The following is a 14,053-nucleotide window of genomic DNA, read 5'->3' as shown; positions in this document are numbered from 1 at the left end:
TTACTCCTGTTCTTTTCCTTTCATTCCAAATAAGAATGTGAGCACAAATGCCACTGCAAACGCTGCCGCATTCACAAATATGTAGAGCGGAAGTTGATCATTTAAATACAGTAACATTCCGGGTATACCGGTCACAGACATCCCTGTACCTCTCAAATTTAATAACGCAGCCAACCATCCTCCGATGCCGCCTCCTACACATCCCCATACAAATGGATTCACCATCCTAAGGTTAACACCAAAAATTGCAGGTTCCGTAATTCCAAGAAGCGCCGATACCGAAGATGGGAAAGCAAGGGATTTCATTTTTGCCGATTTTGATTTTACAGCAACTGCCATCGCAGCACCAGCCTGTGCAACAATACCGCATGAGCCCACTGGATTGACTGGATTCCATGATGTACTTGCCAACATCTCAATTTCAACCAAATTAAGTGCATGGTGTACTCCTGTAATAACAATCACCTGACATAATGCTCCCCAAATGAGTCCTCCAATACCAAAGGGAAGTGAAAAAAGTGCTGTAACAACACCTACAAGAGCCATCTCGACCGTATGGAAGATAGGTCCTACAATAAAAAGTCCTAGACAGAGGGAAACAAAAACTGTCACAAACGGAGTTACAATCAAGTCAAGTGCATTTATTACATGATCATGTAACCACTGTTCCACTTTTGAACCTAAAAATCCAATAATAAATGCTGGAAGAACTGAACTCTGATAACCACTCACATCAATAAATCCAAAAAATGTCATTGGCTCTGTCACGCCTTGAGCCACGTCCCAAGACGTAGGCAACACATTACTTACAAGCATCAAGCCAATTACAATACCAAGCACTGGGGACCCACCAAATTTTTTAAATGCCGACCAACATACAAGTACTGGTAAAAAACTAAATGCTGTATCTGTAAGTATGGATGTAAAGTCAAGAAACTGTTGCGGAATTGCATCAGCTGACATTCCAAAGAATGCTAGCAGAGCCTCTTGTGTAAGAAGACCTCTAAGTCCCATAAATAGACCTGTCGCTACCATAACCGGTATGATAGGAACAAATACATCCGCAAATACACGAACTAGTCTCTGCGCTGTATTTCCCTTTTCCGCTGCTGCAGCCGCCTGTTCATTTTTAGATGAACCGGATATTCCTATTTTAATTACTTCATCATAAACCTTATTGACAATTCCCGTCCCCAATATAATTTGATACTGCCCTGCGGTAAAAAAACATCCTTTTACAAGATCAATTTCCTCAATTTTTTTATCATCTATAATGTCTCTATTCTTTACGATCAAGCGGAGCCTTGTTGCGCAGTGCGCGGCCGAGATAATATTATCTGCTCCTCCAACTGTCTCGATAATCTGTTTTGCTATCGCATTATAATCTGTTGTATTACCCATCATTTTACCTCCAATAACCATGTCTGAACTTCAATTTGCTTATCTGAATAAACCAGTATCTTAGTATCAACGTCAAAATAAGCTTTCATGGTAAGTACAGTCTTTCCCTCATTGACAAATATCTCTGCTGTACAGTTATCTAGAAAGATGTGAATATCGACTAAATTTTTTACCACAAGCATCCGTTCATCATACTCGTCAACATCCCATTTTTTTCTCTGTACACGTAACGCCTTACTATCTTTTGAATAATCTATTTTCAACACTCCACCAATATCAATTGATATCGATTTTCCTGTCAGTCCTTTTGCATAGACTTCTATGCATGAGGATTCTGGATCTATCATAGTGTTTCCACAGCTGAAAAACTTCTGTCTCTGCTTTCTCAAAACTTTTAATTCTTCTGCCGGTCTCTGGCAAAGTTCACCGTCCTTAACAAAAATCTCTCTAGGTATCGTTAGACTGTGAAGCCATCCTTCTTTTACTGCAGGCTGGCTCATTTGATAGTCAAATTCTCCGGAGCCAAGCCATCCGAAAAGAAGGCATCTTCCTTTCTCATCAACAAAGCTCTGCGGTGCATAAAAATCCATTCCTTCATCCAGATACTTTCCTGAACAATCTTCTATTTTGAATCTTCCTATTTTATAATCCATCTTTCCAGCAAATGCCATGGCACGGCAACCGTCTTCCTTCTGTCTGCTCACAACAAGAAAATCCCGTTTTTCACTTTCAATGATATCTGGACACTCGCACATATACCCCCAATCCATGGATTCGTCCAACAGATTGCCAAGCCATTTCCATTCTTTTAAATTATCCGATACATACAGCGCCACATTTCCCTTTAATTTCTTTGTTTGAGCACCAACAATCATCCACCATCTTCCATTTTTATGCCACACTTTGGGATCTCTAAAATGAGATGTATATGCTTCTGTAAGATAGGCTACTGGTCCTATTTTTGTGAAATTGTTTCCATCCGCTGAGACCGCTGCACACTGATAGGTTTCCCGGCCCCCGGTTTTGTCTCTGACATTACCTGTATAAAACAGATAATATTGTCCATTGTCAATGACACCTGAACCTGAATAACAGCCGTTTTTCTCAAACCACTCTTCCGGTTGTAACCCACAGCCCTTATCCTTCCACTGAATCAAATCATCTGATTCACAATGTCGCCACCGCTTATTTCCCTGCGGGGTTACTTCTGGAAGCCACTGATAAAACACATGATATTTTCCATTAAACTGTGCTAATCCGTTTGGGTCATTAAGAAATCCATATTCCGGCGTTATGTGATATTCTGGTTTCATCATTTTCTCTTCTCCTTTCCTTTATCTTCTTACATTTCTCATTTTATCCTAATTATTTATCGCAAAAAAATCTTTTTTTTGCCTATTAGCTGTGCAAAAAGGTGGACGGTTTATTGCAGTACAAAGTATTGCTCTGAATCAAAGATAGCTTTATACTCTGAAACATATAACTGATTTTGAGAGGAGATTTTTAGATGAAAGATATCTTTTTATCTAACCATTTTATCTATGGCGGAGATTACAACCCTGAGCAATGGCTTGACCAACCAGACATATTAAAGAAAGACATTACTTTAATGAAAAAAGCAGGTATCAACACCGTGACTCTCGGTGTATTTTCTTGGTCTGTACTGGAACCACAGGAAAATGAATTCCATTTTGAATGGCTTCAAGAAATTATAGATAGTCTGTATTGTCACGATATTCGTGTAATTCTTGCGACCCCATCAGGCTCTCGCCCCCGCTGGCTGGCAGAAAAATATCCTGAAGTACTGCGAGTACAGGAAAATCGTATGCGTTATCTATACGGTGAAAGGCATAATCATTGCTACACTTCACCCGCATATCGTGAAAGAGTTCGTATCATCAATCAGAAGCTTGCAGAAAATTTCAAAAATCATCCGGCAGTAATTATGTGGCATATCTCAAACGAATATCGAGATGAATGTCATTGTCCTCTATGCCAAAATGCGTTCCGAAATTGGTTGAAAAGCAAATATCAAAGTATTGATAAATTGAACCATGCATGGTGGACAACATTCTGGAGCCATACATATAATTCTTTCGATCAAATTGAAAGTCCTTCATTTATCGGTGACAAAGGTCTTCATGGGCTTTCACTGGACTGGAAACGATTTGTAACAGATCAAACCACCGACTTTATGTGTTGTGAGATAAAAGCTCTCCGCGATGCTGGAGCAACACAGCCCGCAGTGGTAAATTTTATGGATGACTATACAGGACTTAACTATTACCGGCTCGCAGAACATGTAGAGTATATCTCCTGGGATAGCTATCCTGCATGGCATCAACAACCAGATATTCAAACAGCATATGACACAGCAATGCAACATGATCTTATGCGCTCTATGAAACAAAAACCTTTCTTTCTAATGGAATCATGTCCCGCCAGCCCTAACTGGATGAACATCAGCAAAATTAAAAAACCTGGCCTGTTATCTAATGCATCCCTTCAGGCCATTGCGCATGGATCCTGCAGTGTTCAATTCTTTCAAATTCGTCAGAGTCGAGGGGGGTTTGAGAAATTTCATGGTGCAGTAATTGATCATTATGGGGAAGCGGATACTCGTGTATTCCGCGAAGTATCAGAACTGGGAAAAGCACTAAAACAAATCAAAGAGATTACTAACACACGTGTTCATGCTACTGCCGCAATTATATATGACATGGAAAGTAGATGGGCTATGGAAAACGCGAAAGGTCCAAGAAATGAGGGACTATATTACCATGAAGCAGCCCTAAAGTCATATCGCGGGTTGCGTGAAAACGGTTTAAACACGGATATAATAAATATGGATCAATCCTTAGAACAATATCAAATTATCGCTGCACCTATGCTTTATATGTTCCGTAACGGATTTGAAAAAAAACTAAAAAAATTTGTTGAACACGGTGGAATCTTAATCATGACATATTGGAGTGGGATAGTAGATGAGACAGATCTGTGTTTCCTTGGTGGAACACCTCATGGTCTTATGGATGTTTTAGGATTACGTAGTGAAGAGATTGATAGCTTATGCGATCACGAAGTCAATCATCTACTTCCTTTTACAGGCAATCCGATGAATATGAAAAATTCGTATTCCTGTAAACATTTATGTGATTTAGTGCGTCTCAAAGATGCTGAGCCCCTTATGGTTTACGGTGATAATTTTTATAAAGGTTATCCCGCACTTACACGGCATAAATATGGAAAAGGAATTGCATATTATGTATGTGCCGATGCAGAAATGAACTTTTATCATGATTTATATAATAGAATAATCACAGAAAATCAACTACAACAAATTATGACAGATATACCCGATGGTATTGAGGTATCAAGTAGATCTGGAGAAAAATATGAATATCTATTTATTCAAAATTATACTGACCACAAAATATCTATTAGAATTCCCAAAAACACAGAAATTTTATGGGGGAGCTATGACGGAGGTGTATGCGGATATTCTACTGTGATTTGCCGAAAAAAAATTAAGGAAATTTGAGCATATAAAAATAGCAAATCCATCCAAGAGGCAATCTGTGCACAAGCTCAAAATAATTATTCAGGACTCTTTGTCAAGAATATCTTTATACAATACTATTAACAAAAAATCTTCCCTCCAACAAGGCTTAATCTAACGAAGAGAATGTTCCAAAGCTATTTAATAATCATTCTTGTTTTGGAACATCCTCTTACTTTTTCAGTTCATTATCATTTTAATTATCTGCATAATCCATTTTTTAGATTTCGAGTTACAGTCTCAATTCGTTCTTTACTATACGATGACTGTAAATGAATAGATAGTCTGGATTTATCGATCAAATACTCCACACCGCCATATCTATTCTGTTCTTTCATACGGCAGAATTGCGGATACTGTCTGCTGAACTTTTCCAAACAAGTTTTTAATCCGGCATTATACGTATAGATGCTCGCCTCACCCGCGGACTCGTTAAACAAGATGATCGTTTCTTTCTCTTATTTTTCAGTCGCATTTTTACCTTCCTTCTTCTTTCAATAACTTCTCGGAATCTTCAGTCCTGATTTTATAAGGCTTCCCGGCATGACATGCTTTCCTTTCTCCATTCCTTTTTCACCATGAAAGCGTATCTTCCGGAACTGCGCATTAAGAAGCTCCCTCTGGATTCCGCCCATGATGCCTACGCTGTCTATGAATACTGCACAAGGGAGAACACCACACCCTTTATGGACCTGAACCCGGGACACTCCGGGCATTTCACGTATAAAGACGATTTCACCATTGACGATGACGGTGTCCCTGTCTGTAAGTTGGGCTTACGCATGCACAAAGATGGATATGAGGCTGCCAAGCACCGTGCAAAGTACTGGTGCCCAAAAGCAAACCGGAAACGTGGCTGCTTCTGTGAGCATCCCTGTTCACCAGTGAAATACGGCCGGACTGTACACATCTTTACGGATGACAATCCAAGGTTGTTTAACAAACCGCCAAGGGACAGCAAAGCAGGGGAAAAGGAATATGCCGGAAGAGCTTCCGCAGAACGCTCCAACAAGCGGGAGAAAGAGGACTATAAACTAGAAGACGGCAGGCACCGCTCTACGAAGATGTGGTACTGCCGCAAATTTTACGATAATTGAATTGTCTAATCCACTACTTTATTGTCTTTACAAGAGATGCCTGGAAACTGCATTATAATAATTGAAGAGGTCTCTCCAGACTCAGCATTTGCCAGTTCTGGCGCTTCCTAGATAAAGACTTTTTTACAGCCCTTTTTCATAATCAAATATTTTATCCTCTCGATAGTACAATTTCTAACCTATAAAGTACCATATTTAAAATTATTAACACATATTTTCGGAGTTTCTTCATTCCCATTTGCAGTAACATAAATTCCCAAAATAGTTCCTGTAAAAGTTGCAGAGATTTCACTTGCCAAAAATCTGCATTCAGCTTTTCCAATAAACCATTTTTTATTTTTTGAATCCTTAAAATAGAATTTGTACATTTTTTCATCCGCTTCTATTCCAAGAACTACATGATCATCCTCCAGTAATACCGCCGTTTCCTCTATATCAAAATCAGCAATTTTTTTTCGTAAAACAATATAATTTTCATTATTTTTTCTCTTTACACAAATAGCATAATAATAACGATCACTCATATAGGCAGTTAAACCTGCCTCATCATTTTCGTTCTTAAAATCCACATAAAAGTCCGTCGTTGTATCACACTCAAAATGACACTGTCGTTTTCCGATAAAAGTACATGCACCTCCTGAGCTAAGACTCTCTTTATTACCTGTCAACCAGAATCCTTTTCCACTTTTATCTAATGCGTAATTTCCTCTTTCCGGATTTCTCAGATATACCCATTCTTTCGGCCTGCATTCTGTCGAAAAATCATCTTCAAAATCACCAGGTCTTTTCTGTTCCTCTGTCATCAATGGATTTTCATATGTCTCTGCTACCATTTTGTCTGTTCCGACTTCTATCCAGCCATCTTGTGTCCATACAACTGGCACAAGGAATGTCTCTCTTCCAAGATGATGGAAATATGCATGACTCCCCTTTGGACGCATCCCCAGACATACGCCCCACCAGTTTCCTTGGTGATCTTCTACAAGATCCATGTGACCGATTCCTTGAAATGTATGCTTTCTACTTCTATGTGTCAGAACGGGATTATTCTCATAACTTTCAAATGGTCCATAAGGGTTATCGCTTCTAAATACAGTTACCATATGTCCATATTCCGTTCCTCCCTCTGCCAAAATCAGATAATATTTTCCATCTTTCTTATAAAGGTGGGGGGCTTCCGGCGCTTTCCCACCAGATCCAGTACATACCAATCGTCTTTCTGTTTTTAATTTTCCTGTATTGATATCCAATTCTGCCATATAGCATCCCAGAGTCTCTGCCTTTTTTTTATAAGAATTTCCCATAATATATACCTTCCCATCATCATCAAAAAACAATGATGGATCAATCCCATCCCATTCTTCTAACTTAACAGGATCTGACCATGGTCCGGTTGGATTCTCTGCCCAGACAATAAAATTATAATAATTTGTAACATTTGTTGCAATCACATAGAACCTGCCATTATGAAATCTAATTGTTGGGGCATAAATTCCATAAGAATTTAGAGCATTCTGTATCGGCAGCTGTTTATCATTTGTCAGACAATGTCCGATTTGTTCCCAATTCACCAGATCTTTGCTGTTAAAAATCGGAATTCCAGGAAAATATTCAAATGAACTTGTGATTAAATAATATTCTTCCCCAACACGGCATACGCTCGGATCCGGATAAAAACCTTCTATAATAGGATTTTGATACTTCATATATTTATTTCCTTTCCCTTTTTTATACAATAAAACTATCAAGAAACTATACAGGACTGCTCTATTTAGAGCAATCCTGTATAATCATTATTTATACTATTTTAAAAAGACTTAAAACTAAAGATAAAACCAAGATTCCAATAATTATCTTATTGGCACTTATTTTTTTCCTTAGCAGAGCAAAGCATCCCATGGTAGCGATAAGTGGTAAAAATCCTTTTAAAATTTGATCTAAGATCTCCTGAAGCTTAAATGTCATATCCCCTAATGTAAACTTTACTGTTGTTGCTAAACTTACATTAGAGTAAATCATTGCACCAACCATCATAAGTCCCAAAATGCCAGCTGCTCTTGTGATAATTTCAATCAGACCATTCTCATACGCTTTTTTAATAAATTGTCCACCAAGATTATATCCAAGTCTTAATAAGAAATATTTTGTAAGGAAATAAGGAATATTATACAGTAACAGGAATAATACAGGTCCAAGTGGGTTACCCTTCTGTGCTAAACTAATACCAATACCTGCTGCAATAACACGGAATGTTCCCCAGAAGAATGAATCTCCAATTCCTGATAATGGTCCCATCAAACTGGCTTTAATTGCATTAATTGATGATATATCAAAATCCGGTTTTGATGCATTTTCCTCTTCCATACTCCCTGCAATTCCTAACGGAAATGTTACAATTGCAGGTGTAATATTAAAATATGACATATGACGTTTCATTGCCGCAATTCTGTCTTCTTTTTTCTTATATACAGCATTGATAAATGGCAGCATGCAGTATAAAAATGCAACACCTTGTGCATTAATATAGTTCCATGTCCCTGATAATGTAAATGATCTCCAGAAAACTTTGCTAAATATTTTCTTTTTTCCCAGAGTTATTGTATTCTTCTGATTACTCATTGAAAAAATCCTCCTCTTCTGAACAATTTGTCTGTGCAACGACTACTGTGCTTTTGCGCTCTTTTTCAATTACCGCAGTAAACACTGCAATTACAACACCAATTAATGCAATTGCAATTAATGGAAGATCCATATATGCTATCAACACAAAACCTAAAAGCAGAAATACTGCAATTTTAGCATCCCATAAAGTATTTAATAATAATGCCAGTCCAAGTGCCGGTAATAATCCACTTGCTACAGTTAATCCATCCATCAGAAATTCCGGTATATCATTTACAAGTGACTGTACCGCATTTGCTCCAAAATAAATTCCGCAAAATCCAATAATTCCGTATACTAACGGTACACCAAAGGTACTTGCCATATGCAAACGAATGATACCCTTCTGATTATCATCTTCAATATAGTCATTAAATTTTTTCAGCAACAGACCTCTAACGAAAAGACAGAACTGGTTAATAAATACTGCCAGAATGCTGATTGGTACCGCTAAAGATAATGCAACTTCTGTTCCTGATCCTGACAAAATTGAAAATGCTGTTCCAAAAATAGCTCCTGTCATTGTATCTGATGGGAGTGCTCCACCAATCTGTGTAACTCCAAGGAATATAACCTCCAAAGACGCTCCGATTATAACCCCCTGTGTTAAATCTCCTAACAATAATCCCACTACTGATGATATAACAAGTGGTCTTCTAAGCATTGGGTCTCCCATTGCCATATCTGAAAGATCAGCAACAAACATAACCAATGCAATTATTATAGCCTCTTTTAACATTTCTTATTTCCTCCTTATTTCTTGTCTAATATATAGAAATTATGTATAATCAATCTTAAGAAATGCCCTGATAAGCCAGATACCTATGCCAATACGTAAACAGGCTGTTTTAGGGTATTTCTTTTCATATTATTTTAATACATCACTCAGTAATCTTTCCATCTCTGTTGGTACTGACTGAATGTTTACCTTTGTTTTACTTTTGTTTAAGAGTTTGAAATATTTCTTATCTTCTTCATCTACATAAATATTTTTATCAATCTGCTCTTTCCTCTTTATTTCTTCTGCTGTCGTTCCCATTCTTCCAGAATTTCCCACATTAATCAGTGGAATATCCGATACTGCCTCGTCAATTCTGTATGCATCTTTGGGATTGCTTACAACTACCAAAATATTTAATGATTCTGCTCTTGGATCATTTAAAAGTTTAATAGAATCATCTACATTCTTAATTATTGCCTTAATATTTTGTGGAACAGCCATTTTTACTGTCATCATCTGCATTTCATTATTTACAATTTCATCATTCGCAACAACAATACGATTAACTCCAAGATGTTTTGACCATACTACTGCTACCTGACCATGAATTAAACGATCATCAATCCTCATCATTTTAATCATAGAACATCTCTCCTTCCTCTTCCTGTGAATTCAACATTTCTCCTACATTTAAAATTGTTTTTTTCGCATCTCTCAGTGCAGATTCCAGAATTTCGTCTATATTACTACTTTCATCAGACATCACTATATCTAATACAAGCATAATATTCATTCCTGACACTAAAGAACATCTTTCTTCTCGAAGTAATTCAGATAACGCAGTGTTCACGCTTCCGCCCGACAGATCAGTAATTAAGATTGCTTGGCATGTTTCATCCTCTGCCAGAATTTCTTTAACTTTTTGAAGAACATCCTGAGGTCCCATAGTTCCGCACATGGAAACAGCATAAAGGTTATCCTGCTCACCAGCAATCATTTCCACCGACATCTTCATTCCGTTAGCCAGTTCTCCATGAGATGCTAAAATTATTTTTCTCATCTTTCTCTCCTTTCTTTTTCTTTCACTATATTTATATCGCAAATCTGATGCCAACTTTTCCCCATTAGCAAAAAAAAATTATTTAAAACATAAAAAAGGTTGAAATATCAACCTTTTTTATGTTTATTTTTTTATATTAAATTTATGTAATCCCAGATATATGCCATTTCCGACACTGGAATTTCGACACTATACCGTCTTTGTACGTCACTAAAACATTTTTTTATAACACTAATAAACTCTTGTTGTTCAACTTGAAAAGTCTCTAACTCTGCATATGTAGAAATTGGTGCTTTTTTGACTAGTCTTTCAATCAAATAACATATATGGACATACAACCCTATCAAAATTTTATTTGGAATCATAATCTTCCATTCTTTTCGAAATTTTTCCAATGCTTTTTCTACGTCATCCAAAACAATTTTCACATTCAAAATAGTGATCTTTTCAATAACATTTTGTAATGAAAAATTCTTTAAAACCGCAAGATTAAATTTTTCAAGTTCCTGTTCAGAAATATATCTGATAAGTATCTTATTTATTTCCGATTTTGCACTTCCTTCAATTATTTCTTCAATCGGTATAAATGGTGTGCCCGGTATCTGCGGATCTGGGCTTCCTACGATTGCAACCACATGATAATCTTTAAAGATTGGTGCATCCTTTTTTTGAACCACAAGTGAATAATAATCTACAGGAATAAACTTTAACTTTATATTCTGAATTAGACTATTTTGAAACAACTCCATCATACTCCTTGCAGCATGGATATCTGATTCATTGATAAAGAGAATCGTATCTTCTTTTTCCTTATTTTCAAAAACCTTATATGTACTAATATTATGCTTACACGCCGTTTCTGCAATTTTCTTCAATTCCTGTTTCTCTAATATGGTACTTCCTACTTCCAATGCCATTCTTGTTGTCACACCATTGATAATTGCTATATTTCCTCTATATTTTCCTTTCACATATTCATAAATACCTTCTAATGATCCCATATCTACTAAAAAGATTGCATCTCTGTATGTATTTTCCCTTTCTAGCAATTGCACTAAACGCTCCCCGATTTCTGATGTGGGTATATCCAATGGCATATCTATAGCTTCAAACACCTGGCTGCCCAACAATTTATTTGCAGCATCTTTTATACTGGTTGCAGTTGAACATCCATGGCACAAAATAACTCCAAATATATTGTTTGTGCTTCCTGTTTGTTGAACAGAATGAACATGTAATAATATAAGAATCTTATTAAACTCTCCTAACTGAAGTTCCATTCTTTTCCCAATCTGTTTTGTGATATTATCTGCAATTTCATATTCGATTGGACAGTTTATCTGAAATGTTTCTTTACACTTTTTAATTTCTTTGATATGTTCCTGTTCCCATTGTCTGAACATAGAAAGTCTCTGTGTGTAGTCACATAAAAATCTCACTATGATTCTTTCTTTATTGGTATCTCTTTTTAAACTATATCTGATTTCTGCCTGTTTCAGAATATCATTTACCATTTCTTCTAACAACTCTATCCTTGTATTCATATACTGCTTTTGATAGATCAGATAATCATAATATTCACTTATCTTTTCCAGCAGCATCTTCATACAATCCTCAAAATCTCGTCCATCTTTATAGTACTCTTCATAGCCTTTCAAAATCTCATCATATAAATGCAAAACATATTTCTGCTCTTTTGTATTTTTTATCTTATCGAGATCAAGCATTTCTACTTCTGTCCGTGTATCATCAATATGTTTTCCAGCCTCTCTAATAATATAATTTGGCATATTCAAAAGTTTAATATCTACCGTATTTTCTTTATTTTCTGCATACGCATTGGAACATCCCAGCCTTATACAATCTTTTAACTGACCGATATTACCGTCAAATCTGTAATTCATCAATGCATTAAATACTTGCCTTCCTATCCTGATCTTTCTTTTTATTCGTTCCTCCTCATTTTTGATTGTCATTAAAATAATTTCTTTTTTTTCTTCGATTGATCTTTCCTCCAAAGAAGGAAGATGAATAATCACCGGAATTCTTCTTAAAAGGGTCTTTAACAACACTGCATTCGGATCTTCCGATGTTGCAAACAGCATCTTAACAGAAGCATGACACACTTTTGAATTATCACCAAAACGATAAAATTCTCCCTTATCAAGAAATATAAATAATTTTTCCTGACATTTATCCGGAAGACTATGTACTTCATCAAGAAAAAGCACTCCCTGATCAGCCTCCTGGATTAAACCGGAACAATCCTGATATGCCCCTGTAAATGCTCCCTTTTTATACCCAAATAAATTAGCTGTCAAAAGTTCTGGATTATTTGCATATTCTGAGCAGTTCAATGTTACAAGTTTTGCATGTTCTGGAATCAGATTTTCTTTCTTCAAATACTCATATAGTATTTTTACCATATAACTTTTTCCACATCCTGTAGGTCCCGTAAGTAATACAGGAAGTCCATTTGGAGGATAAACGACCGCCGCTTTGCACTGATCTACCATATATGAAATACTTCCGTTCGCTCCGATTACTTTTTTAAAACAATCTTCTTTTTCTCCGGGTTTTCCATCTTCCAGACTTTCTTTTTCTACTGTATCTGTAATGTTTCTATCTGGATACAAATCTTCCAAAATTTTTTTTTCCAGATAAGCAACCGGACGATTAGATGTTTTAACCAGTCTTCCTTCTCTTACCATTTCATTCAGGTACTGACTTGCAAGAGTTCTACTAATTCCTAAACGCATACCTATTTCACCTGCAGAAAACCACTCTATTCCTTTGTCTTTCCATTTTTTTGTATTTTCTTGGACTTCTTCGTATATTTTTTCTTTAGTTTTATTCATCCACAAGTTCCTTTCTGGCAAAACTACTCTTTATGCCTAATTCTTTTCTATACTTCGCTATTGTACGTCTTGATATCAAAATCTCTTTTTCTTTAAATAGATCGACCAACTTACTATCACTATAAGGTCTTGCTTTATTCTCAGCTGCAATAAACTCTTCTAAAATATATTTAATTTCATCCACTGAAGTCATCTGACCATCCGTTTGTTTCACTCCCGAAGTAAACAAATCTTTTATGTATACAGTTTCGGCTACTTCTTCTTCATTCACTGAGCAAAATCCGTTTTCATCCAGATTTTCCGTCAGGTATTCTATAATTTCCAGCTCTTTTTTACTATACTTATTAAAATCCAGCTGTTCCTTGATATATAATACGATATCCTCCCCTATTTCTTCCAGCATAGACAGTTCTTCCATCCCACAATTTTCCACCATGCTTCTATCAAATCCATTTGACTGAGAAAGACTATGTGTCCGTTTTTGTTCTAAATTTATTCCGTACATAATTCCGTTCCTATTAATTCCTTTTTATTTTAGATTATAATACATATTAGTCCGGTAGAAATCAAGATATATACATATCTTTCAATGTTACTAGTAGTAATATATCAGATACGTCATCTCGTACTAAATCTCAATCCCTTAACTAGCAAACTCCTCACTTTATTTGAGTAGTACCTATCACATGGGAATAC

11 protein-coding genes are annotated in these 14,053 nt (G+C 36.3%); 2 read left to right on the top strand and 9 right to left on the bottom strand.

The genetic code is table 11. The features are described 5' to 3' along the window. The gene (locus CI597_RS06980; RefSeq protein WP_024729325.1) at positions 1-1,401 is read right to left on the bottom strand and encodes a sucrose-specific PTS transporter subunit IIBC; all 1,401 of its coding nucleotides are present in this window, start codon (positions 1,399-1,401) and stop codon (positions 1-3) included. Next, on the bottom strand, positions 1,401-2,717 hold the full coding sequence (locus CI597_RS06975) for a glycoside hydrolase family 32 protein (protein WP_235824568.1): 1,317 nt from the start codon (positions 2,715-2,717) through the stop codon (positions 1,401-1,403). Before CI597_RS06975 ends, CI597_RS06980 begins: the two co-directional genes overlap by 1 nt. 191 nt (positions 2,718-2,908) lie before the next feature. Here CI597_RS06975 and CI597_RS06970 point away from each other — a divergent pair, with 191 nt between their 5' ends. Further along, positions 2,909-4,942, top strand: a complete 2,034-nt coding sequence (locus CI597_RS06970) for a beta-galactosidase (protein ID WP_024729323.1) — start codon at positions 2,909-2,911, stop codon at positions 4,940-4,942. Positions 4,943-5,508: 566 nt separating this feature from the next. Beyond that, positions 5,509-6,057: a hypothetical protein gene (locus CI597_RS06960; RefSeq protein WP_186992416.1), complete on the top strand. Its 549-nt coding sequence runs from the start codon at positions 5,509-5,511 to the stop codon at positions 6,055-6,057. 179 nt (positions 6,058-6,236) lie between these two features. Here the strand turns inward: CI597_RS06960 and CI597_RS06955 are convergent, their stop codons facing one another. From CI597_RS06955 to CI597_RS06925, 7 genes are all read right to left on the bottom strand, one after another. Further along, complete coding sequence (locus CI597_RS06955; RefSeq protein WP_024729321.1) at positions 6,237-7,763, bottom strand: glycoside hydrolase family 43 protein; 1,527 nt, start codon at positions 7,761-7,763, stop codon at positions 6,237-6,239. A 91-nt stretch (positions 7,764-7,854) separates the two neighbouring features. Beyond that, complete coding sequence (locus tag CI597_RS06950) at positions 7,855-8,676, bottom strand: PTS system mannose/fructose/sorbose family transporter subunit IID (RefSeq protein WP_024729320.1); 822 nt, start codon at positions 8,674-8,676, stop codon at positions 7,855-7,857. Then, positions 8,669-9,457: a PTS mannose/fructose/sorbose/N-acetylgalactosamine transporter subunit IIC gene (locus tag CI597_RS06945; protein WP_024729319.1), complete on the bottom strand. Its 789-nt coding sequence runs from the start codon at positions 9,455-9,457 to the stop codon at positions 8,669-8,671. Before CI597_RS06945 ends, CI597_RS06950 begins: the two co-directional genes overlap by 8 nt. A gap of 129 nt (positions 9,458-9,586) precedes the next feature. Further along, a complete protein-coding gene (locus tag CI597_RS06940) occupies positions 9,587-10,081 on the bottom strand; it encodes a PTS sugar transporter subunit IIB (RefSeq protein ID WP_024729318.1) in 495 nt (164 codons plus the stop codon). Then, complete coding sequence (locus CI597_RS06935) at positions 10,074-10,499, bottom strand: PTS sugar transporter subunit IIA (RefSeq protein WP_024729317.1); 426 nt, start codon at positions 10,497-10,499, stop codon at positions 10,074-10,076. Before CI597_RS06935 ends, CI597_RS06940 begins: the two co-directional genes overlap by 8 nt. 131 nt (positions 10,500-10,630) lie before the next feature. Next, the gene (locus CI597_RS06930) at positions 10,631-13,357 is read right to left on the bottom strand and encodes a sigma 54-interacting transcriptional regulator (protein ID WP_024729316.1); all 2,727 of its coding nucleotides are present in this window, start codon (positions 13,355-13,357) and stop codon (positions 10,631-10,633) included. Then, positions 13,350-13,862 carry a hypothetical protein gene (locus CI597_RS06925; RefSeq protein WP_024729315.1) on the bottom strand — a complete coding sequence of 171 codons (513 nt, stop codon included), beginning with the start codon at positions 13,860-13,862 and terminating at the stop codon, positions 13,350-13,352. The genes CI597_RS06930 and CI597_RS06925 overlap by 8 nt, the downstream gene beginning before the upstream one ends. Positions 13,863-14,053: the final 191 nt, after the last annotated feature.

Origin of the sequence: Anaerostipes hominis (ex Lee et al. 2021), assembly GCF_002270485.1 — a bacterium.
In the GTDB taxonomy this organism is placed as follows: Bacteria; Bacillota; Clostridia; order Lachnospirales; family Lachnospiraceae; genus Anaerostipes; species Anaerostipes hominis.
Note: the sequence above shows the minus strand (reverse complement) of the source record. Positions and strands in the feature narration are given on the sequence as shown.